21 protein-coding genes and 2 tRNA genes are annotated in these 21,786 nt (G+C 62.1%); 5 read left to right on the forward strand and 18 right to left on the reverse strand.

The genetic code is table 11. The annotated features are described in order from the left end of the window. Positions 1 to 53: 53 nt before the first annotated feature. Positions 54 to 503 carry an azurin gene (gene azu, locus HU729_RS09350; RefSeq protein ID WP_186665943.1) on the reverse strand — a complete coding sequence of 150 codons (450 nt, stop codon included), beginning with the start codon at positions 501 to 503 and terminating at the stop codon, positions 54 to 56. A 372-nt stretch (positions 504 to 875) separates the two neighbouring features. Between azu and HU729_RS09355 the strand changes: the two genes are divergently transcribed. Then, positions 876 to 1,463 carry a TIGR00730 family Rossman fold protein gene (locus HU729_RS09355; RefSeq protein ID WP_054894542.1) on the forward strand — a complete coding sequence of 196 codons (588 nt, stop codon included), beginning with the start codon at positions 876 to 878 and terminating at the stop codon, positions 1,461 to 1,463. Positions 1,464 to 1,527: 64 nt separating this feature from the next. On the opposite strand, the gene HU729_RS09360 is transcribed toward HU729_RS09355, so the two are convergent. The 8 genes from HU729_RS09360 to rnr form a co-directional block, all read right to left on the reverse strand. Continuing rightward, a complete protein-coding gene (locus HU729_RS09360) occupies positions 1,528 to 3,825 on the reverse strand; it encodes a YgiQ family radical SAM protein (RefSeq protein ID WP_186709692.1) in 2,298 nt (765 codons plus the stop codon). Positions 3,826 to 4,040: 215 nt separating this feature from the next. Continuing rightward, the gene (dnaB, locus tag HU729_RS09365; RefSeq protein WP_054894540.1) at positions 4,041 to 5,438 is read right to left on the reverse strand and encodes a replicative DNA helicase; all 1,398 of its coding nucleotides are present in this window, start codon (positions 5,436 to 5,438) and stop codon (positions 4,041 to 4,043) included. A gap of 111 nt (positions 5,439 to 5,549) precedes the next feature. Further along, on the reverse strand, positions 5,550 to 5,996 hold the full coding sequence (gene rplI / locus HU729_RS09370; protein ID WP_003249568.1) for a 50S ribosomal protein L9: 447 nt from the start codon (positions 5,994 to 5,996) through the stop codon (positions 5,550 to 5,552). A gap of 20 nt (positions 5,997 to 6,016) precedes the next feature. After that, the gene (locus HU729_RS09375; RefSeq protein ID WP_186665938.1) at positions 6,017 to 6,907 is read right to left on the reverse strand and encodes a hypothetical protein; all 891 of its coding nucleotides are present in this window, start codon (positions 6,905 to 6,907) and stop codon (positions 6,017 to 6,019) included. A 33-nt stretch (positions 6,908 to 6,940) separates the two neighbouring features. Beyond that, positions 6,941 to 7,171, reverse strand: coding sequence for a 30S ribosomal protein S18 (gene rpsR / locus HU729_RS09380; RefSeq protein WP_003249563.1), 231 nt, complete (start codon positions 7,169 to 7,171; stop codon positions 6,941 to 6,943). A 28-nt stretch (positions 7,172 to 7,199) separates the two neighbouring features. Beyond that, a complete protein-coding gene (rpsF, locus tag HU729_RS09385) occupies positions 7,200 to 7,625 on the reverse strand; it encodes a 30S ribosomal protein S6 (protein WP_029612766.1) in 426 nt (141 codons plus the stop codon). A 316-nt stretch (positions 7,626 to 7,941) separates the two neighbouring features. Continuing rightward, positions 7,942 to 8,688: a 23S rRNA (guanosine(2251)-2'-O)-methyltransferase RlmB gene (gene rlmB, locus HU729_RS09390; protein ID WP_186665937.1), complete on the reverse strand. Its 747-nt coding sequence runs from the start codon at positions 8,686 to 8,688 to the stop codon at positions 7,942 to 7,944. Beyond that, on the reverse strand, positions 8,685 to 11,285 hold the full coding sequence (gene rnr / locus HU729_RS09395) for a ribonuclease R (RefSeq protein ID WP_186665936.1): 2,601 nt from the start codon (positions 11,283 to 11,285) through the stop codon (positions 8,685 to 8,687). The genes rlmB and rnr overlap by 4 nt, the downstream gene beginning before the upstream one ends. A 273-nt stretch (positions 11,286 to 11,558) precedes the next feature. Between rnr and HU729_RS09400 the strand changes: the two genes are divergently transcribed. The 4 genes from HU729_RS09400 to HU729_RS09415 all read left to right on the forward strand — a co-directional run bounded on the left by HU729_RS09400 (position 11,559) and on the right by HU729_RS09415 (position 14,562). After that, positions 11,559 to 11,645 (forward strand) — tRNA-Leu (locus tag HU729_RS09400). A gap of 81 nt (positions 11,646 to 11,726) precedes the next feature. Then, positions 11,727 to 11,813: transfer RNA gene (locus HU729_RS09405), tRNA-Leu, on the forward strand. Positions 11,814 to 11,983: 170 nt separating this feature from the next. Next, complete coding sequence (locus HU729_RS09410) at positions 11,984 to 12,997, forward strand: extracellular solute-binding protein (RefSeq protein WP_186665935.1); 1,014 nt, start codon at positions 11,984 to 11,986, stop codon at positions 12,995 to 12,997. Continuing rightward, complete coding sequence (locus tag HU729_RS09415; RefSeq protein ID WP_186709694.1) at positions 12,997 to 14,562, forward strand: iron ABC transporter permease; 1,566 nt, start codon at positions 12,997 to 12,999, stop codon at positions 14,560 to 14,562. The genes HU729_RS09410 and HU729_RS09415 overlap by 1 nt, the downstream gene beginning before the upstream one ends. Positions 14,563 to 14,600: 38 nt before the next feature. On the opposite strand, the gene HU729_RS09420 is transcribed toward HU729_RS09415, so the two are convergent. The 9 genes from HU729_RS09420 to HU729_RS09460 all read right to left on the reverse strand — a co-directional run bounded on the left by HU729_RS09420 (position 14,601) and on the right by HU729_RS09460 (position 21,559). Then, on the reverse strand, positions 14,601 to 15,032 hold the full coding sequence (locus HU729_RS09420; RefSeq protein ID WP_186709696.1) for a hypothetical protein: 432 nt from the start codon (positions 15,030 to 15,032) through the stop codon (positions 14,601 to 14,603). After that, the gene (locus HU729_RS09425) at positions 15,029 to 15,772 is read right to left on the reverse strand and encodes an SDR family oxidoreductase (protein ID WP_186665931.1); all 744 of its coding nucleotides are present in this window, start codon (positions 15,770 to 15,772) and stop codon (positions 15,029 to 15,031) included. The genes HU729_RS09420 and HU729_RS09425 overlap by 4 nt, the downstream gene beginning before the upstream one ends. A gap of 7 nt (positions 15,773 to 15,779) precedes the next feature. Then, positions 15,780 to 16,553: an SDR family NAD(P)-dependent oxidoreductase gene (locus tag HU729_RS09430; RefSeq protein WP_186709698.1), complete on the reverse strand. Its 774-nt coding sequence runs from the start codon at positions 16,551 to 16,553 to the stop codon at positions 15,780 to 15,782. 11 nt (positions 16,554 to 16,564) lie between these two features. Continuing rightward, on the reverse strand, positions 16,565 to 17,704 hold the full coding sequence (locus HU729_RS09435) for an NADH:flavin oxidoreductase (RefSeq protein ID WP_186665929.1): 1,140 nt from the start codon (positions 17,702 to 17,704) through the stop codon (positions 16,565 to 16,567). 5 nt (positions 17,705 to 17,709) lie between these two features. Then, a complete protein-coding gene (locus HU729_RS09440; protein ID WP_186709700.1) occupies positions 17,710 to 18,924 on the reverse strand; it encodes an AfsA-related hotdog domain-containing protein in 1,215 nt (404 codons plus the stop codon). Positions 18,925 to 18,933: 9 nt separating this feature from the next. Continuing rightward, on the reverse strand, positions 18,934 to 19,455 hold the full coding sequence (locus HU729_RS09445; protein ID WP_186666122.1) for a DUF2867 domain-containing protein: 522 nt from the start codon (positions 19,453 to 19,455) through the stop codon (positions 18,934 to 18,936). 16 nt (positions 19,456 to 19,471) lie between these two features. Beyond that, a complete protein-coding gene (locus tag HU729_RS09450; protein WP_054893190.1) occupies positions 19,472 to 20,068 on the reverse strand; it encodes an NAD(P)H-dependent oxidoreductase in 597 nt (198 codons plus the stop codon). Positions 20,069 to 20,115: 47 nt separating this feature from the next. Next, positions 20,116 to 20,736: an acyl-homoserine-lactone synthase gene (locus HU729_RS09455; protein WP_186709702.1), complete on the reverse strand. Its 621-nt coding sequence runs from the start codon at positions 20,734 to 20,736 to the stop codon at positions 20,116 to 20,118. A 112-nt stretch (positions 20,737 to 20,848) separates the two neighbouring features. After that, entirely contained in the window at positions 20,849 to 21,559 is a 711-nt protein-coding gene (locus HU729_RS09460; protein ID WP_186665926.1) for an autoinducer binding domain-containing protein, read from the reverse strand. Positions 21,560 to 21,786: the final 227 nt, after the last annotated feature.

Below are 21,786 nucleotides of genomic sequence, written 5' to 3' on the forward strand. Positions count from 1 at the left end.
TGTGGGAGCGGGCTTGCCCGCGAATGGGGCCCTAAGGCCCTACACAGCTGTCATTACTTGACGACAACCTTGCCCTTCATCATCGAGATGTGGCCCGGGAAGGTGCAGAAGAAGCTGTAGTCGCCACCGGCTTCGAGCTTGGTCGCATCGAACTTCACTTCGGTTTCCTTCTCAGGCGCGCCGATCATCTTGGTGTGGGCGATGATCGCGGCGTTGTCAGCCTTGATGTAATCCTTGTCCAGCCCTTGGGACATACCCTCATTGGCGATGGCCTGCATGTCGGCGGTCTTGCTGATCACCAGGTTGTGACCCATGACGTTCTTCGGCAGGCTGCCGGAGTGGGTCAGCTTGACGGTGAACTCCTTGCAGCTCTTGTCGACGGTGAACTCCTTGGTGTTGAAGGACATCTGGTCAGTCGAGTCGACGGTCACCGAGCACTCGGCGGCGAACACAGAAGCGCTGGCGAGGGTCAGCAGGGATACCGCTACAGCTTTCGCAAACATCGTGAATCTCCTTGGCAGGGTTTTATCAATTGCGAGACTGCCTGAAACCGGCCAGACCCTTGCTGATTTGAGTCAAGGGCCATCAATGAGCCAGCCAGTAGTATTGTTCAATGGATTGTATACAAACAATCTAAGAGCACATCATGCCTGCTTGATAGACGATGGGACAACCTCTCATTTAGGAGCAAGTGCCATGAATCTCGGAAATTTCATGCGCGGCCTGTTGGCTGCCTATGCGTGCGGCGCAACCGGTGCTGCGGTCTATGAGTTCGCCCGACCGGAGTGAATTCGACGCTTGGAGCACGCGCCATTGCGCCTTACCCTGTGTGCCCCACTGCCTGCGCAGTGGGTGAACTGCACTGGAGATAAGCAATGCCCGTACGTTCCGTCTGTGTCTTCTGCGGCGCCAGCATCGGCGCCAACCCAGCCTATCGTGAAGCCGCCATCGCCCTCGGCCAGGCCATCGCCCACCGCGGCCTGACCCTGGTCTACGGCGGTGGCGCCGTCGGCCTCATGGGCATCGTCGCCGATGCTGCCATGGCGGCAGGTGGCGAAGTCATCGGCATCATCCCGCAGAGCCTGATGGACGCCGAGGTTGGCCACAAAGGGTTGACGCGCCTGGAAGTGGTCGACGGCATGCATGCTCGCAAGGCGCGCATGGCCGAACTCAGCGATGCCTTTATCGCCCTGCCGGGTGGGCTGGGTACGTTGGAGGAATTGTTCGAAGTCTGGACCTGGGGCCAACTGGGCTATCACGCCAAGCCACTGGGGCTGCTGGATGTGAATGGCTTCTATGAAAAGCTTGGCGGCTTCCTCGACCATATCGTCGAGGAAGGTTTCGTGCGGCCGCAGCACCGGGCGATGCTGCTGCTCGGTCAGCAGGCGGATGAGTTGCTCGATGGCATGGACAGCTTCATCGCCCCGGTGGCACCGAAGTGGGTCGATCACAAGCCTGATTGACAGCTTTTACAGAACCTGTGGGGGCAGCGCTTCGCCCCCACAATGCTCCATGCAGACTTGGAGGTCAGCGCGGGATAACGGGCTGACGCGGCTTCTTCTTGCCACCGCCCTTGGCCGCTTCCTTGCGCTCCTTGGCCGCCTGCTGGTTGCGGGCGAATGCCTCGGCCTTGGCCTTCTCGCGCTTGTCCCACGGCTTGCTGCCATCGCTGGCACGCGGCGGCAGGCCGTTGTGCTGGGTGAGGATCTTCTGCTCCTTGGCCACCTTGTGGCTACCGGCAGGCGTCGAGTTCTTGCGACGGGCGCTCTGGTAGCTGTCGGTCTGCGGCTGGTGCAGCGGGATCAACTGGTGCTTGCCCGGGCCGATCAGGTCGGCGCGGCCCATGCGGGTCAGCGCTTCACGCAGCATCGGCCAGCCCTTCGGGTCGTGGTAGCGCAGGAATGCCTTGTGCAGGCGGCGCTGCTCGTCGCTCTTGACGATCTCCACACCCTCGCTCTTGTAGGTGACCTTGCGCAGCGGATTCTTGCCCGAGTGGTACATGGCCGTGGCCGAGGCCATGGGCGAAGGGTAGAACGCCTGCACCTGGTCGGCGCGGAAACCGTTGCCCTTGAGCCACAGGGCCAGGTTCATCATGTCTTCGTCGGTGGTGCCTGGGTGCGCCGCGATGAAGTACGGGATCAGGTACTGCTCCTTGCCCGCTTCTTTCGAGTATTTCTCGAACATGCGCTTGAAGCGGTCGTAGCTGCCGATGCCCGGCTTCATCATCTTGTCCAGCGGACCACGCTCGGTGTGCTCCGGGGCGATCTTGAGGTAGCCACCTACGTGGTGGGTGACCAGCTCCTTCACGTACTCCGGCGACTCGACCGCCAGGTCGTAACGCAGGCCCGAGGCGATGAGGATCTTCTTCACCCCCGGCAACGCGCGAGCCTTGCGGTACAGCGAAATCAGCGAGCTGTGGTCGGTGTTGAGGTTCTCGCAGATCCCCGGGAACACGCATGACGGCTTGCGGCAGTGCTTCTCGATCTCGTGGCTCTTGCAGGCGATGCGGTACATGTTGGCGGTCGGGCCGCCCAGGTCGGAGACCACGCCGGTGAAGCCCGGCACCTTGTCACGCATCTCCTCGATCTCGTGCAGGATCGATTCGTGGGAGCGGTTCTGGATGATGCGGCCTTCGTGCTCGGTGATCGAGCAGAAGGTGCAGCCGCCGAAACAGCCACGCATGATGTTCACCGAGAAACGGATCATCTCGTAGGCCGGGATACGCTCCTTGCCGTAGGCCGGGTGCGGCACGCGCGCGTAGGGCATGCCGAACACGTAGTCCATTTCCTCGGTGCTCATGGGAATGGGTGGCGGGTTGAACCACACATCCACTTCACCATGCTTCTGCACCAGGGCACGGGCGTTGCCCGGGTTGGTCTCCAGGTGCAGCACGCGGTTGGCGTGGGCATAGAGCACCGGGTCGTTGCGTACCTTCTCGAACGATGGCAGGCGGATCACCGACTTCTCGCGGGTCACGCGCGGGCTGTCGAGAATCTGTACGACCTTGGCTTCGTTCGGGTCTTCCACCTCGCCCTTGGCCTGCTCGATGGCGCAGGCCTGGGTATCCTGGGTGTTGACGTAGGGGTTGATGATCTTGTCGACACGGCCCGGACGGTCGATGCGGGTGGAGTCGATCTCGTACCAGCCCTCGGGGGTGTCACGACGGATGAACGCAGTGCCACGCACGTCGGTGATGGATTCGATCTTCTCGCCGTTGGACAAGCGCTGGGCAACCTCGACCACCGCCCGCTCGGCATTGCCGAACAGCAGGATATCGGCGCTGGCATCGACCAGGATCGAGTGGCGGACCTTGTCCTGCCAGTAGTCGTAATGGGCGATGCGGCGCAGCGACGCCTCGATGCCACCGAGCACGATCGGCACGTGCTTGTAGGCTTCCTTGCAGCGCTGGCTGTACACCAGGCTGGCACGGTCCGGACGGCTGCCGGCCAGGCCACCAGGCGTGTAGGCGTCGTCGGAACGGACCTTCTTGTCGGCGGTGTAGCGGTTGATCATCGAGTCCATGTTGCCGGCCGCGACACCGAAGAACAGGTTCGGCTCGCCGAGCTTCATGAAGTCGTCTTTGGACTGCCAGTTCGGCTGGGCGATGATGCCGACGCGAAAGCCCTGGGCTTCCAGCAGGCGGCCGATGATGGCCATGCCGAACGACGGATGGTCGACGTAGGCGTCACCGGTCACGATGATGATGTCGCAGGAGTCCCAGCCGAGCTGATCCATCTCCTCCCTGCTCATTGGCAGGAAAGGCGCTGGCCCGAAGCATTCGGCCCAGTACTTGGGATAGTCGTAGAGTGGTTTGGCTGCTTGCATGTCAGTGACCGGTTCTGGTGTGCAGGGAAATCGCGGGCGCGGAATATAGCACAAATTTTGACCAAATCCGACGGTGGCGGTCGGAATCATAGTGATCGCCCAGAAAAACATCGCCCTCTGTGGGAGCGGGTTTACCCGCGAATGCGATGGCGGGTTCAACCTCGCATTCGCGGGTAAACCCGCTCCCACAGAGGGGCCGATTCAGTTCCGGGTGGTTACTCGTCGTCGTCGAAGTTGTACATGCCCGGCGCGAGGTTCTCGAAGCGGGTGTACTTGCCGATGAAGGCCAGGCGTACAAAACCGATCGGGCCGTTACGCTGCTTGCCGATGATGATTTCCGCCACGCCCTTGTGCTCGGTCTCTGGGTGATACACCTCGTCACGGTAGACGAACATGATCACGTCGGCGTCCTGCTCGATTGCACCGGATTCACGCAAGTCGGAGTTCACCGGGCGTTTGTTCGGACGCTGCTCCAGAGAGCGGTTGAGCTGGGACAGGGCGATGACCGGGCAGTTGAATTCCTTGGCCAGGGCCTTGAGCGAGCGCGAGATCTCGGAAATTTCGTTGGTCCGGTTGTCACCAGCCGAGCCAGGGATCTGCATCAGCTGCAGGTAGTCGACCATGATCAGCGCGATCTCGCCGTGCTCGCGCGCCAGGCGGCGGGTACGAGCACGCATCTCCGAGGGGCTGATCCCGGCGGTGTCGTCGATGAACAGCTTGCGGTCATTGAGCAGATTGACCGCCGAGGTCAGGCGCGGCCAGTCGTCATCGTCGAGCTGGCCGGAACGGACCTTGGTCTGGTCGATGCGCCCCAGCGACGAGAGCATACGCATGATCAGTGATTCGCCAGGCATCTCGAGGGAGAACACCAGCACGGCCTTGTCGCTGCGCAGCACCGCGTTCTCGACCAGGTTCATGGCGAAGGTGGTCTTGCCCATCGACGGACGGCCGGCGACGATGACCAGGTCGGCGGGCTGCAGGCCGCTGGTCTTCTCGTCCAGGTCGGTGAAGCCGGTGGACACACCGGTGATGTCGCTGTCGGAGTTGAACAAGGTGTCGATGCGGTCGATGGCCATGGTCAACAGCTCGTTGACCCCCACCGGGCCACCGGTCTTGGGCCGCGCCTCGGCGATCTGAAAGATCTGCCGCTCGGCGTCGTCGAGAATCTCTTCGGCGTTGCGCCCTTGCGGGTTGAAGGCGTTGTCGGCGATGTCGGTACTGATGCTGATCAATTGGCGCAGCGTCGCCCGCTCGCGGATGATCGCGGCGTAGGCCTTGATGTTGGCCACCGACGGGGTGTTCTTGGCCAGCTCGGCCAGATACGCCAGGCCACCGACCTGGGTCGATAGGCCTTCCTTGTCCAACTGCTCGTGCAGGGTGACCACGTCGAACGGCTGGTTGGCATCGGCCAGCTTGTGCACGGCACGGAAGATCAGGCGGTGGTCATGCCGGTAGAAATCGCCATCGGACACCTGGTCCAGCACTCGCTCCCAGGCGTTGTTATCCAGCATCAAGCCACCGAGCACAGCCTGTTCGGCCTCGATGGAATGCGGCGGCACCTTCAGGGCAGCGGTTTGCAGGTCGAGCTGTTCGGGATTGGTAATCTCGTTCATGGCCACGCAAGAATTCTGGGGGTTCAAAAAGACAAAGGGCACGGCCTGAAAAACAGGACCGTGCCCGATGTTAACCGGCTGGCCCGCGAGGGGCCAGTCAGTCAGCGCAGCTTAGGCAGCTACGACGACCACACGTACGGTGGCTTCAACGTCGCTGTGCAGGTGCACGGCTACGTCGTATTCGCCAACCTGACGGATGGTGCCGTTCGGCAGACGAACTTCAGCCTTGGCCACTTCAACGCCGGAGGCGGTCAGGGCATCAGCGATGTCGTGGGTGCCGATCGAACCGAACAGCTTGCCTTCGTCGCCAGCGGTGGCAGTGATGGTCACTTCCAGCTCGGCCAGTTGGGCAGCGCGGCTTTCAGCCGAAGCTTTCTTGTCGGCAGCGGCTTTTTCCAGCTCTGCGCGACGCTCTTCGAATGCAGCCAGGTTAGCGGCGTTGGCAACGGTGGCCTTGCCGAATGGCAGCAGGAAGTTACGGCCGTAACCAGCCTTAACTTTTACTTTGTCGCCCAGGTTGCCCAGGTTGGCGACTTTTTCCAGCAGGATCAGTTCCATTTGGTAAAACCTCTTAACTTTTAACCTTCACCGTTCGCGGAATCATTCCCCTTGGGGGAGTGGCGACCGCGAAAATCAATCAGGCTGTCGACAATGGCCAAGACCACGAGCAACGGATAGGTCAGCTGCATGAACAGCACCAGCGTGACGTACAACCCCACCAGCCAGAACCTGGCCAGGCGTTTCTGGGCCACCAGCCCATGCAGCAGGGCGATGCCCGCGAACATGAGCGGCACACTGCACAGCGGCGTAAGCAAGGCGACGGCGGAACCGAAGTTCGGCCCGAACACCATGCACGCCAGCAGCACCAGTGCCGGCACCAGGGGAATCCGCACCGCTTGAAACTCGCGGCCGAAACCTCCCGGGTTGTACAACGCGGCCTGCCAGTACCGGCCCAACATCAGGGCCAGAACGCTGACGACCTGCAGCAAAGCTGCAATCAGGCCGTTGAGCACCGGTACGATGAGTGCCCCCAGGTGTGCCTGCTCCTCTACCGTCAACTGCTGGTAGAGACCGTCGAGCATCTGCGGCAGGGCTTTTTCAAGCGCTCGCGCCAGAGCTTCGATCGGTTCGCGGAACACTGAACCGAGGATGACACCGTACAACAGGCCCAAGGCGATGCTGGACAACAGCACCCGGTTCCAGGAATGCCCGGCGCGCAACAGCGCAGCCAGCCCCAGCGTCCCCAGCAGCACCATCAAGGTGCGCGGCTCGCCGAAGACCCACCAGGCCAGCGCGGGCAAGATGCCCCACACGATGACCGAGGATGCGTCCTTGAAACCACGCCGCAGGAACACCAGGCTCCCGGCGGCGGCACTCAACCAGAACAACAGCGGCAATGCCGCACAACCAGCCACCACGACAGTGGCCTGCACACGACCGCGCATGATGAAATCAGCCAACGCTCGCATGCCTATCCCTTACTGCTTGTCGACGACCCGGTCTCAGCGGCCGTGGCTGTCGGTGTAGGGCAGCAGGGCCAGGAAGCGGGCGCGCTTGATAGCGGTAGCCAGCTGACGCTGATAACGAGCTTTGGTACCAGTGATACGGCTTGGAACGATCTTGCCGGTTTCGGATACGTAAGCTTTCAGGGTGTTGAGATCTTTGAAGTCGATCTCTTTCACGTCTTCAGCAGTGAAGCGGCAGAATTTACGACGACGGAAGAAACGTGCCATTTAATAGGCTCCTCTAAAGGTCCGTGGATTACTCGTCAGCGTTATCGCTGGAGTCGCTGTCATTGCTGTCGTCGCCATCGGCGGAGTCAGCATGCTCAGGACGCTCGCGACGCTCACGGCGCTCGCTGCGGTTCTCTTCAGCCTTCAGCATCTCGGACTGGCCGGTAACGGCTTCGTCACGACGGATGACCAGGTTACGGATCACGGCATCGTTGTAGCGGAAGTTGTCTTCCAGCTCGGCCAGGGCCTTGCCGGTGCACTCAACGTTCAGCATCACGTAGTGAGCCTTATGAACATTGTTGATTGCGTAGGCCAGTTGACGACGGCCCCAGTCTTCCAGGCGGTGGATCTTGCCACCATCTTCTTCGATCAGCTTGGTGTAACGCTCGACCATGCCGCCGACTTGCTCGCTCTGGTCCGGGTGAACCAGGAAGATGATTTCGTAATGACGCATGAATGCTCCTTACGGGTTAGTAGTCTGCCAGCGAATCTGGTCAGACAAGGAGTGAATGACACTGTATGTCTTGCTTGAGGGAAGGCGCATGCGCACCTGCCAGCCCGGCAAGGGGCGCAATTGTAGAGAAGGCGGGTTGGACAAGCAAGGTGATTGGCGATTATTTGAACAGTCGGAAACATATTGGTGGGGTATGTGAGAGCGGCGGTGACTCTTTCGCGGGCAAGCCCGCTCCTACAGACCTGCACAGGCCCCGTGGGAGCGGCGGTTCGGCGGTCCGACTTGCCCGCGAAAGGAACGCCGCCGCTTCAGACCCTCAACGCTTGGCCTGACGCTGCCTCACCGCCTCGAACAGACACACCCCGGTCGCCACCGAGACGTTCAGGCTGCTGACACTACCAGCCATCGGCAGCTTCACCAGGAAGTCGCAATGCTCGCGGGTCAGGCGGCGCATGCCCTTGCCTTCGGCGCCCATGATCATCACCAGGGGCCCGGTGAGGTCCTGCTGATAGATCTCCTGCTCCGCTTCGCCAGCAGTGCCGACCACCCAAAGGCCACGCTGCTGGAGTTTCTCCAGGGTACGCGCCAGGTTCGTCACGGCCACCAGCGGAATCACCTCGGCAGCGCCACAGGCGACCTTGCGCACCACGCCGGTGAGCGTGGCCGACTTGTCCTTGGGAATCACCACGGCCGTCGCGCCCGCAGCATCGGCGGTGCGCAGGCAGGCGCCGAGGTTGTGCGGGTCGGTGACACCGTCGAGCACCAGGATGAGCGGCGGCGTCTCGGTGCGCTCGAGCAACTCCTCGAGCATCGCCTCGCCCCACACTTGGCTGGGGCTCACCTCGGCGACCACACCCTGGTGCACGCCCTCGACCCAGGCGTCCAGCTCACGGCGCTCGGCCTGGCCGACCGCAACGCGGTTTTCTGCAGCCAGCGCCAGCAGCGTCTGAAGACGTGGCTCGCTACGCCCTTCCGACAACCAGATCTGCTTGACCCGCTTGGGATGGTGCTGCAACAACGCCTGCACGGCATGCACGCCGTAGATTTTTTCCAGCTGACTCATGACTTGCCGCTCTTGCCCTTACGTGGCGCGCCGGACTTCGACGGGCCTTTGCGATGCTTGGTCTTGCCGGACGCCTTGGTGCCCTTCTCGGCCTTGGCACTGGTGTGCTGCCGCGCATCCCCCATCAGCGCCTTCTTCATTTCGCGGCTCTTGCGCACCTCGGCATTACGCTGCACGGCATCTTTCGGGAAGTAGGCCTCGGAAGCTTCGCTCTTGCGGCTGCGCGGCTTGGGCGAAATCTTCGCCTCGGTAGCCGGTGCAGGCTCGGACCTGACCGAACCTTTGGTGCCCGCAGGCTTGCCGGTGTCAGCCGATTCGCTACGCGGCTTGCGGCCGCCCGGCGCCTTGATCGCGGCCTCGGAAAGCTCGAAGTCGATCTTGCGCTGCTCGAGGTCGACGCGCATCACCTTGACTTCGATGGTGTCGCCCAGGCGGAAGCTGCGGCCAGTACGCTCACCGGCCAGGCGATGGTGCACAGGATCGAAGTGGTAGTAATCGCCCGGCAGCGCACTGACGTGCACCAGGCCTTCGACATAGATGTCGGTCAACTCGATGAACAGGCCGAAACCGGTCACTGCGGTGATCACGCCTGGGAAAGTCTCACCCACGCGGTCGCGCATGTATTCGCACTTGAGCCAGTTGACCACGTCGCGGGTGGCTTCATCGGCGCGGCGCTCGGTCATCGAGCACTGCTCGCCCATCTGCTCGAGGCTGTTCTCGTCGTACGGGTAGATCCGCGCCTTGGGAATGCTCATCGCACCGGCGCGCTTGACGTGCGGGGTATCGATCTTCGAGCGGATCACGCTGCGGATGGCGCGGTGCACCAGCAGGTCAGGGTAACGGCGGATCGGCGAGGTGAAGTGGGTGTAAGCCTCGTAGTTCAGGCCGAAGTGGCCGTTGTTCTCGGTGCTGTACACCGCCTGGCTCAGCGAGCGCAGCATGACGGTCTGGATCAGGTGGAAGTCCGGGCGCCCGGCGATGCTCGCCAGCAGGGCCTGGTAGTCCTTCGGCGATGGATCCTTGCCCTTGTGCAGCGACAGCCCCAGCTCACCGAGGAAGGCGCGCAGTTTTTCCAGGCGCTCCGGTGGCGGACCATCGTGCACGCGGTACAGCGACGGCACGTTGTGCTTTTGCAGGAACTCGGCGGTGGCGACGTTGGCCGCCAGCATGCATTCCTCGATCAGCTTGTGGGCGTCGTTGCGCACGGTCGGACGAATTTCGTCGATCTTGCGGTCTTCGCCGAAGATGATCCGGGTTTCCTGGGTTTCAAAGTCGATTGCACCACGGGTATGGCGGGCATCGACCAGCACCTTGTACAGCGCGTAGAGGTGCTTGAGGTCCGGCAGGACTGCGCTGTACTCCTCACGCAGCGCCTTGCCTTCGCGAGTGCGGGAGTGCTCGAGCATGCTGCTGACCTTGTTGTAGGTCAGACGCGCATGGGAGTGGATCACGCCTTCATAGAACTGGTAGTCGACCATCTGGCCGGCCTTGTTGATGGTCATCTCGCAGACCATGGCCAGGCGATCGACATGCGGATTCAGCGAGCAAAGGCCGTTGGAGAGTTCCTCGGGCAGCATCGGAATCACACGCTCAGGGAAGTACACCGAGTTGCCGCGCTGCTGGGCCTCGACGTCCAGGGCCGAGCCCAGGCGCACGTAGCTGGAAACGTCGGCGATCGCCACGTACAGGCGCCAGCCGCCGGAGAACAGGCGCAGCTTGCCCAAAGGCTCGCAATAGACGGCATCGTCGAAGTCGCGGGCGTCCTCGCCGTCGATGGTGACGAACGGCAGGTGACGCAGGTCGATGCGCTTTTCCTTGTCCTTCTCTTCGACTTCGGAGCGGAACTTGCGCGCTTCCTTGATCACGTCCTTGGGCCAGACGTGCGGAATGTCGTAGCTGCGCAGGGCGACATCGATCTCCATGCCCGGCGCCATGTAATTGCCGATCACCTCGACCACGTCACCTTGCGGCTGGAACCGCGGGGTCGGCCAGTGAGTGATCTTGATCTCGACGAACTGGCCGATCTTGGCGCCGCCGTTGCGCCCCGCAGTCACCAGCACTTCCTGCTGGATCTTCGGGTTGTCGGGGGTCACATAGCCGATGCCGCCTTCTTCGAAGTAGCGGCCAACCACGCTTTCATGGGCGCGGGAGATGATCTCGACCAGCACGCCTTCGCGGCGACCACGGCGATCGACACCAGAGACCCGGGCAAGGCCACGGTCGCCGTCGAACACCAGGCGCATCTGCGCAGGGCTGAGGAACAGGTCTTCGCTGCCGTCGTCGGGGATCAGGAAGCCGAAGCCATCGCGGTGGCCGGAGACACGGCCGCAGATCAGGTCGAGCTTGTCTACCGGGGCATAGGTGCCGCGCCGGGTATAGATAAGCTGGCCATCACGCTCCATTGCGCGCAGACGGCGGCGCAGGGCCTCGATCTGGTCTTCTTCGTACAGACCGAACTCTGCCGCCAGCTCCTCGCGCGCGGCGGGTTCGCCACGGTCGGCAAGGCGCTGCAGGATCAGCTCACGGCTGGGGATGGGATTCTCGTATTTTTCCGCTTCGCGAGCGGCCTCGGGATCGAGGGATTGCCAATCGGCCATCAGAAGGGGTTCACCTTGGGGTATATAGATAGGGATTCTGGCATACGCGTATTGAAACCGGAAATCTTTGCCTTGGACAGCCCCTGCCGGGCGCCCCGGCAGCGGCAATAGGTCACTGGAATCAACAACTTGAATTTTTTGAAATTTTTTTCGATCCGGGGCTTTACAGCCCTCAGGGGCATCCGTATAGTGCGCACCACAACGACGGACAGCCGACGTTGTAGTTGAGATGAAACCTGATGTAAAGCATCATGTGACCTCGACAAAATGTGTGCCCAGGTGGCGGAATTGGTAGACGCGCTGGTTTCAGGTATCAGTGACTTAACGGTCGTGGAAGTTCGAGTCTTCTCCTGGGCACCAAATATTTCGAGTGATAGATAGCAGGTTTTTCTGTCATTCAGCAACACGATTCAAGTTTCATGCAGTAGATGTAAAAGCTTTGCCCAGGTGGCGGAATTGGTAGACGCGCTGGTTTCAGGTATCAGTGACTTAACGGTCGTGGAAGTTCGAGTCTTCTCCTGGGCACCATATAAAAACCCACTAGCTTGCTAGTGGGTTTTTTCTTGCCTGCGTTTTTTGCCCTCCCGCCGCGCCAGCATCCGCCTCCTCCCGACTATTTGCCCTCATACGGCCACATGAGAAACGATTTCGTTTACCATTGTTTCGAAATATGTAGCCGTAAGCGAGGAAGTACCCGCATGACGATCCGCCCGAAACCGCTGATGCGCACCTTGGCCGCCGCTGTCCTGGGCCTGGTGATTGGCGCGCCGGCCGCCCTGGCAGACGAACCGGTCAGCCTGACCCTGTACAACGGCCAGCACAAGGAAATCGGCGAAGCCATCGCCAAGGCCTACGAGGCCAAGACCGGTATCCACATCAATATCCGCAAGGGCAGCAGCAACCAGCTGGCCAGCCAGATCATCGAGGAAGGCACACGCTCGCCTGCCGACGTCATCTACACCGAAGAATCCCCACCCCTGAACAACCTGGGCGAACTGGGCCTGCTGGCGAAAATCGACGACGCCACCCTGGACATGCTGCCCAAGGAATACGTGGGCGCCAACGGCACCTGGATGGGCGTGACCGCGCGCACCCGCGTGGTGGTCTACAACCCGAAGAAGATCGACGAGAAAGACCTACCCACCACCGTGATGGACTTTGCCGATCCTGAGTGGGACGGCCGCGTCGGTTACGTACCGACCAGCGGCGCCTTCCAGGAACAGGCCGTGGCCATCCTCAAGATGCACGGCCGCGAGGCCACCGAAGAATGGCTCACCGGCCTGAAGGCGTTCGGCAAGACCTACACCAACAACATGGTCGCCCTGAAAGCGGTGGAAAAAGGCGAAGTCGCTGCCGTGCTGGTGAACAACTATTACTGGTACGCCCTGGAGCGCGAGCGCGGCAAGCTCGACTCCAAGCTGTACTACCTGGCCGATGGCGATGCCGGCAACCTGGTCACCATTTCCGGCGCCGCAGCGGTCAAGGCCAGCAAGCATCCCAAGGAAGCCCAAGCGCTGCTCAACTGGATGGCCAGCGAAGAAGGCCAGCGCGTGATCACCCAGACCACCGCCGAATATCCACTGCACAAAGGCATGGTGTCTGACCGCGGTCTGAAGCCGTTCGAAGAGCTGCGCCCACCGAAGATCAGCCCGGCAGACCTCGGCAATGCCGAAGAAGCCATCGAGCTCGAACGCGAGGTCGGTCTGCTCTGATGACTGCCGCCGCGCCCGACCCGGCCCTGGTACGCTTCGTGCCACGCCGCAAGCGCCCCTCCGTGTGGGTGGTGCTGCCTGTGCTGTTCCTGGTGGCGATGAGCCTGTTGCCATTGCTGTATGTCGCCATCAAAGCCTGGGAAGCCGGCTGGCATGAAGCCCTGCGCCTGCTCTGGCGCCCCTTCGTCTGGGGGTTGCTGCGCAACACCTTGCTGCTGATGGTCGGTGTCACCCTGGTGTGCATGGTGGTCGGCCTGGCGCTGGCCTGGCTGCTCGAACGCAGCGACCTGCGCGGGCGCCGCCTGTGGGGCGTGGTGTTGTGCCTGCCGTTTGCCGTACCGTCGTTCGTCAGCAGCTTCACCTGGGTGTCGCTGAGCTCGGACTTCGAAGGGCTCGGCGGGGCGATCCTGGTGATGGCGCTGTCAAAGTATCCGCTGGTGTTCCTGCCGGTGGCCGCTACCCTGCGCAATCTGGACACCTCGCTGGAGGAGTCGGCCCGCACCCTCGGCTGCAGCCGCTGGGACGTGTTCCTCAAGGTCACCCTGCCGTTGCTGTGGCCAGCCATGCTCGGCGGTGCGTTGCTGATCGCCCTGCACATGCTGGTGGAGTTCGGCGCACTGTCGATCCTCGGCCTGCAGACCTTCACCACGGCGATCTACCAGCAGTTCGAACTGGAGTTCAGCAACGCTAACGCGGCAATGCTCTCGGCTGTGCTGCTGGCACTGTGCCTGGTGATGCTTTGGCTGGAACTGCGCGTACGCGGCAAGGCCCGCCACGTGCGCATCGGCCAGGGCGTGGCGCGTCGTGCACAGCCATTGCGACTCAAAGGCTGGAGCCTGCCGGCACAGCTGTTCTGTCTCGGGCTGGCGGTGCTGGGCAGCGGCATTCCGCTGGCCATGCTTGGCTATTGGCTGAGTGTCGGCTCGTCGGCAGCCTTCCCGGCGGCGGCAATCGGCAAGGCCTTGCTCACCTCCCTGTCGGTATCGCTTGGCGGTGCTGGCTTCTGCGTAGTGCTGGCATTGCCGATCAGCTTCCTGGTGGTGCGCTATAAGGGCCGTCTGGCGATCTGGGCCGAACGCCTGCCCTACCTGCTGCATGCGCTTCCCGGCCTGGTGATCGCACTGACCCTGGTGTTCTTCGCCCTGCACTACGTGCCAGCGCTCTACCAGACCACTGCACTGCTGATCCTGGCCTACGCCCTGCTCTTCCTGCCCCTGGCCCAGGCGCCAGTGCGCACAGCGCTGAACAAGGCCTCGCCGACACTCGAGGAAGCCGCCCGCACCCTGGGCGCCAGCAGCTTCGCGGCGTTCTGCCGGGTCACCCTTCCGATCATCTTCCCGGCACTGGCGGCGGCCTTCGCCCTGGTGTTCCTGGACGCCATGAAGGAGCTGACCGCGACCCTGCTGCTCAGCCCCACGGGCATGACCACCCTGGCCACGGAAGTCTGGGCGCACACGGCCAACGTCGAGTTCGCAGCGGCAGCGCCCTATGCGGCGTTGCTGATCCTGGTATCGGGATTGCCGGTATACCTGCTGACCACGCGGATGTACCTGAACAAGGCGTAGCATCGAGGCCCGGGCGCAGGCGGCCCGGGCACAGCCATTCAATAGCCCAGCGCGCGTTTTTCCGCTGCGGCACTAACGGCATGGTTCGGTCTGCGCAGTTGCAATACCGCGAAAATCGACAGAACCACCGCCAGCCCCCAAAGGATCGGCGTCGCTCCCTGGCTCAGAGCCACCATCTGCAGACCGACGACCAACAGACGCAGCAACGCATCGAGTCGACCATTGGCCACCGAAGGTTCGCGCAGGCGCGCCACACCCCAGATGACATAAGCCAGGGCACCTAGATTGATAAAGAACATCGAGGTGGGGTCGAGCACGCTGAAGGACGTACCCAGGCCAAGCCAGGCATCGAGCCCTGCAAAAAGCTGGAATGCCCAGGCACTCAGCAATGGAACGGCAAATGGCAGGGTGGCGACGATGTCATAGATCGCGCCGATCCGGACGATGTTGGCGTAACTGGATTGATTCATTGGCAAACCTCCATGTGCATGCGTTCGAGAAGCTCTCTGACTTCGTAGAATTGTCCTGATTGCAGCGCGATTGCGTGACGTCGGCCAAGCAGGTCGACGATTTGCGCGGCGCGTTGTTGTGCGCTGACGATGTACCCCGGCTGCGTCGAGCGCTCTCGCAAGGCCACCAGTTCGGGAAAGCGCTCGTCGGCCTGCAGGATGGTTTGCGCCACGGTGGTGGCGACATTGCATAACCCCAGCACCGCAAAGAACACCTGCGGATTCTCCAACTGGTAGACCTTGGCCAGGGCGTTGAGGGCGGCTTTGGAGACGCTGTAGGAAAGCATGCCTGCGCGCTGACGGATGCCTGAAACCGAGGCCGAGAACACCACCTGGCTAACCTTGGCCTGTCGGCACAGCAGCAGGTCAAGCACCCATTTCACCGCCACCAGATTGAGCTCCAGCACCGAACGGAAGGACTCCACTGGCGTATTGCTCGCAAGCTCCGGCGCGCTACCGAATGTTCCGGCGTTAAGGTAGGCCGTTTCGAATGTCGTCTCACCGATGAAGGCCTGCAGAACAGGCTGGACAGCCTCGCCCGCACAAAGATCCAGCGCCCGGAAATGCATGCGCGGATGCTCCAGCAGCGCCGTTGGTATCCGTCGCGAAATACCCCAGACCTCATCGCCCCGCTCAAGGTGCAACCTGGCCAGTGCCAGCCCGATGCCCGAACTGACGCCCGTAATGAATATGTGAGCCATCAGCGCCTCACTCGAACTTGCCGATGTGATAACCGCCATCGACGCTCAACACGCTGCCAGTCATGTAGCTGGCGCCGTCGCCAAGCAGGAACAGCACTGCAGCAGCCACCTCGCTTGCCTCGCCGAAGCGCTTCATGACAGTGGCGTTGATCTTGCGCTCGGTGCCCGCAGGATTGGCCGCCAGCCGTTCCGGAGAATTCATCCCGCCAAGAATCGGCCCTGGCGCTACCGCATTGACACGCACCGCGTGGCGTCCATCGCGGTCGCAGGCATTCTCCATCGCCACCACTTGGGTCAGGGCGTTGAGCCCTGCCTTGCTCGCCACATAAGCAGCCTGGTTGGGCATGGCCATCACCCCCGCGCAGGAGGACAGATTGACGATCGAGCCACCTGGCTTCCTGGCGATCAACCGCAACTCATGTTGCAGGCAAAACAACGGGCCGTTCAGATTGATACGCACGACCCGCTCCCAGTCCTGCACCTGAAGGTCGGCGACCTGCGCATACGGTGCAGTGATACCCGCGGCATTGACGGCATGGTCGAGTCCGCCGAAACGCGCCTCGATCTCGGCGAAGGCATCGCGCACCGCGCCAGGCTCAGCGACATCGCACGGGATGAAACTGGCCTGCGCGCCCAGTTGCTCAAGCGCCGAACGCCCCTTCTCCAGGCTGCGCCCAAGCACGACGACGCGCGCCCCCTCCTCGCTCAGCCGCCGGGAAATGCTCAGGCCGATACCACTGCTGCCACCGGTGACAACGATGGTCTTTCCCTGGAACTGCATCTGGACTCTCCTTAGTCATATCGAATAGAGGCTGGCCGCTTGTACCGCTCATTGACGCAGCAGTACACGCGATCCAGCTGGGGATTGCTCTTGTCACGGAAACAGTTGCCCTCGAATCGACAGGCCTGAACGCTTCCCGGCTTGCCCTGCAACGACTTGTTCACCAGGTCGTTGTCAGCGAACAGGGCACGACTCATGCCCACCAGGTCAGTGACGCCCAGCTCGAGCAAGGCCTCGGCCTGGGCCAGCGAGCCTGTGAAGCCGGCAAAGCCGACCGGGAGCGACGTCAGTTCGCGGATGTGCTTCACGCCATGCACCAGCATGGCGTGAACACGCGGATCGGCACGCAGCATGTAGTGGAACGTTTCCTTGATTGCCGCCGAACACATCAAGGCCGCCACACCTGCACGCTCCAGCGCAGGGACCACCTGCTCGAGCAGTGCCGGTTGCTGCCCCTTGTCACCCAGGCAATCATCGATACCCAGACGCACGGAGATGTCGATTCCGCCCTGGGTTGCCTCCACGATCGCGTCCATGACCTCCAGCAGCAGACGGGCCCGGCGCAACGGCGAGCCGCCGTAGCGATCCGTTCGTCGGTTGCTGTAGGGCGAGAGGAAGCTGCTCAACAGGTAGCCATTGGAGGCCTGCAATTGCACCATGCGCGCACCGGCTTGCTGCGCCAGACGTGCGGCATTGGCGAACTGGGCACAGACGCTGCGGGCGTCCTCGTGAGTCATGACCCTCGTACCGCGACGGCTTCGACTACCCACCGCCCGGCTGGGCGTCAGCAGAACACCGCCACTGCGCGCCAGATCGCCTTGGCTGCCGTAGTGCTGCAATTGCACGACCACAGGGCAGGCATTTTCCCGCCCGTAGTCGATCAGCGGCGCCAAGTGCTCGACGTGACGCTGCTCGTACAGGCACAACCCTCCCTCGTGCAGCCGCGTGGATGCATCGACTGCTGAGTTGGCCAACACCACCATGGCGCAGCCTCCGTCGATGATGCCCTTGTAGAAGGTCAGCATCTGCGGCGTCAGGCAACCTTCACGACCCAGATCGATACCCATGGGTGCGAAGTACACACGGTTCTTCAGGTTCAGGTGTCGTCCGAGGGTGATCGACTGGCGTGTCAACGGGTATCCCGAGGCCACGCCAGTTACCCGCTCTGCCGATCATTGCAAGGCGTGCCCTGGGCATCATTGCTCGCCTGGGCAGCCACCGACAGCTCCTGCAAGGGCTCGTGGAAGCAATGGCACTTGATGACTTCCTTGAGCGTCGACAGGGTGGCGCGATCAAGCTTGGCGAATACGGCCAGTTGCACCGAGGGCTGTTGCGAAGGTCGGCATTCTGCGATCGGGAAGCTCAGGAAACCCATGTCCCGTACATAGATGGACAGTTGCACCACCTCAGGGGCCTGCGCGTTTTCCTCCATGCGAAACCTCACCGCCCGCAATGAAACATGCTCGAGCAACCCTTCGACTGCCGTGCCTTGCGCCGTGTGCAACAAGACCTGCGGCAACACCCGGTCGGAGGGGGCGAACCAGTGGCTCTCCGGAAAGTTGACCGTGCGCATGCGCTTGAACAGCGGCATCTTGATCGCACTGCCACGCAGGCGCAGCGTGGTGACCAGATTACCGTTCTGGAAGAACATCGCGGTCTTGTCCACCGTCCGGGGCTGGGCGCGCTTCTCGCCAGCGCTGTGCTGAACCACAACCTCCACCGCATAGGTGGACTCGGTGTAGTTGTTGAAGGAGACGGACAAATCTTCGATCGAGATCGAGATTTCACCGCGCCGGTAACCCGAATGGCTGTAGAAATAGTGGTACATCGCCTGACGAGCCACTTCGATCAGCATCAGGCCGGGCACGTGCTCATGGGGCTTGTTGTAGAAAAAGTAGTTGTTGGTGTCGTTCATCAGGCCGTACGACGACAGGTTGGCACGTGTCCAGCCCGGCAGCGCGTGCAGCGTGTCGGCCAATTGAGTGACCAACGCCGGATCTGCAACCGGCAACCCGAAACGCCTCTGCAGGTAGCACTCGACCTGGCGCGGCAGCCAGGCGGCGGACAGTCGATAGCCGCCCTCGTGCAACGCATAGTAGCCCTGGGCATTCATTTCGAAACTGTCGAGGGAATCGAAGTCTTCCTGCCCGAGTGTGGCGGGGACGCTGGCAAGCACCCGGCCACCTTGATCGTCGTCGCGATACAGGGCGCCCAACGCAGCACAACCGCGCTCATCGAGATGTTCGAGCAGGAAGTCGGTCTCTTCGAGGGTCAGACGAGCCGGCAGAAGATCCTGAAATCCGGAGAGCAGTACGTCGTCCACAGTGCCCTTGTGCAAGACCTGTGGGGTCAGGGGTAACTGACGTTCCATGTTGATTACCTAATAGGGTTCGACGGGGAAGGCGAGCACAGCGTTCTTCAGCATGCGCTTGACGATGGGGCCGTGCGCAGGGCCGACCGGGATCATGTAGAGCCTTCCAAAGGCGTTGTATCGCTGGACGGAGGTCGTCACGCTCAAGCGCTGCACCCCCTCGCCCGCAGGTGTGAGATCGAGGCAGACCATGACCGCCAGATGCGTATCGCGGGAGGTGAGGACCAGCCGATGCGCATCGATCGCCTCCACCGTGAAGAAGTCGAGGCGCTCGCCCACCGCAGGTTCCCGCTCGGCCGTTCGGGGTGTAAAACCATGGATGTCGGCCACCCGAAACCGGCGGGAAACGAAGTCACGAAGGCGAAAAGCCGCAGACAGCCACGCCGGGATATGCGCAGTCATCGCGCAGTAAGCCTGCAGGGCCGTGATGCGCCCACCGACGCGCACCGCAGCGCAGTGCAGGAAATCCAGCTGCGCAAGCTCGGCGACCAGACGAACATCCTTGGGGGCGCAAATCAGGGCCGCTGGCATCATCTGCACGCCCCAGTCATTGCTGCAGCAGGGCGATGGCAGCCAATTCGGCCTTGAGCAGGAGCTTCTCGTAGGCCTCGTCGGGCGACTCCTGGCGGCTGGTGATCAAGCCCGCGATTTCACGCGCCGACTCGTCCAGCGGCTCATCGGCGATGAACACCGACTCGAACAACGGAATCGGCGGCAGGTAATGACCTTTCACGTAGGCGACGGTCTGCTGCAGCGGTCGCAGAAGCTCATCCAGCGTGAACCGGTTGAACCCGCCCGCGCGGTAGCCGGACGCTGGCGCCCCGACGGTGGTGACGATCAGAAACTCCTTGTCCTGCAGCTTGTCGCCACCGCGTGCATAGGCAAAACCGGGCGTGAAGACATCGTCGATCCAGCGCTTCATTAATGCCGGGCACGAGTACCAGTAAAGCGGGAACAGCAGCACGATACGCTCATGGGCGCACAGCAGCTTCTGCTCGGCGGCAATGTCGAAGCCATTGCTGCCCAATGCCGCCGACAGGGGGTGCAGTGTGACATTGCTGCCTTGCAGGGCTTCGACGATGGCGGCATTGGCCCGCGAGCTGCTCAAGTCAGGATGACCGATTACGACCAGAATGTTATCCATGGAGAAGTCCTTTCAAGTGATGGTGTCCAGGCCGCAGCCAGGGGCTTCTATGCGGCGCGGTGGATTGAACGATAGTCCGCGGCATCTGTAACCTCCCCAATTGTGCAGGCCTGGGTCGGGACGTCGATCCAGCAGGCGAACAGCCAATGATCGCCCACGCGCATCGGCGCCGCGGCTCGACGGGCGCGATAGCCTGCACGGCGCAGCAACCGCTCGATGCCCAGTGGTGACACGGTGATCAACTGCCGCACGCCCCGAGCGGCCGCGCAGCGCAACACGGCATCCAGCAACTGTGTGGCAACGACGGAGGAAAATTGGCCTCCAGAGCTCGTCCCGGCCAGGCCAAAGTCCATGGCGGAGAAGCGCGACAGCTCCCAGATACGCGAATCACATGGCAGTGTCTGATCGCCCATCAACTGCGGGAACACCTCTGCAAGCAGGTAGCGTTGGCTGGTTGGCAGCAAGCGCGCGGTGCCTATGACCTGCTCCTGATCGTTGCAGGCAAGCACATAGAGCGTCTCGTCATGGTCGAACTGATCACGCTCGCGACCTGGATCACAAGCCAGCTCCCAACCCAGGGTGTCGACGAATACCCGATAACGATAACGGTCCATCTGCTGCAAGCGCGTCTGCCCTAGCTCCTGCTGTGTTCCAACGACGATCTCCATCTCGCGTCCTCCGGCCAATGTGGAAAGGACGCGTATTCGACTCGAAGTAGGGTGATAGCAAAACTGCACTATTTGGCAGGGTACTTCTGCACATAAGCGCAGGGCGTTCGCGCTAGGCCAGCAACCCCAGAAGCGCCGCCCGCGCTACCGCTGCCGTACGATTCGCAGCGCCCAGTTTGGCGCCGGCATTGCGGGTGTGGAATTTCACCGTTTCAATCGACAAGGTGAGGATGTCGGCAACCTCGTTGAGCGTCTTGCCATCGGCAGCCCAACGCAGCACTTCGCGCTCCCGTTCGGAAAGCGGGGACTGCGGCTGCGGTTGCCAGGAATCCGACAGCAGCCGCGAGAAGCCTTGGTGGGCGACATTCGCCAGCCAGCGCATCCGCGTCTCATGGGCACGCAACTCACCTTCGCCGATGCCTTCACCGGAGCGCGCCAGGGTCAGCATCCCCCCGCCCTTGCTCCCCTCCAGACACGATTGTGCCCACCCGTGGCGAAGACCGGCCTGCCGCGCCTCATCCCACAATTGCGGAGCGTCGGCAAATATTTCGTCGCCCCAGACCACTGGCTGCATCGAGCGCTGACAGTGGCGGACCGTCGGATCAAGAAGCAGGTACCCATTGGCATGGTAATGATCACACCATGGCCGGCTGTAGTTGCTGAGCATGAAGATCCGTGGCTTGGTGACTGGCAGCGGCGTGCGCAGGCCATAGGCACAGTAATCGAAGCCCAGATGGCGTGCGGCTGCCTTGACCTCTTCCAACAACGTTTGCGTATCGCGCGCGTCATAAACCGCCGACAGCATGTCGCCCATCCATTGCATTAATTATTCTCTCCATGAGTGTGAAGCCGCCCCAGCCGCACCCAGAAAGGTGCGAGCCTAGCGAAGCTACAACAACCGGGCCTTGAGCGATATCAATTTGCCACAACGTTGACGAATGCTGTCGCGCGATATTTATCGCGCGGCCAGCCCGTCGGTTCGGCACCGTACCGCTGACGCTACAAGCACAGCGTTACGAGAATGCTGCCGCCGCTGCGCAACTCAACGAT

Source organism: Pseudomonas sp. RW10S2, assembly GCF_014268985.1.
Classification (GTDB): Bacteria; Pseudomonadota; Gammaproteobacteria; order Pseudomonadales; family Pseudomonadaceae; genus Aquipseudomonas; species Aquipseudomonas wayambapalatensis.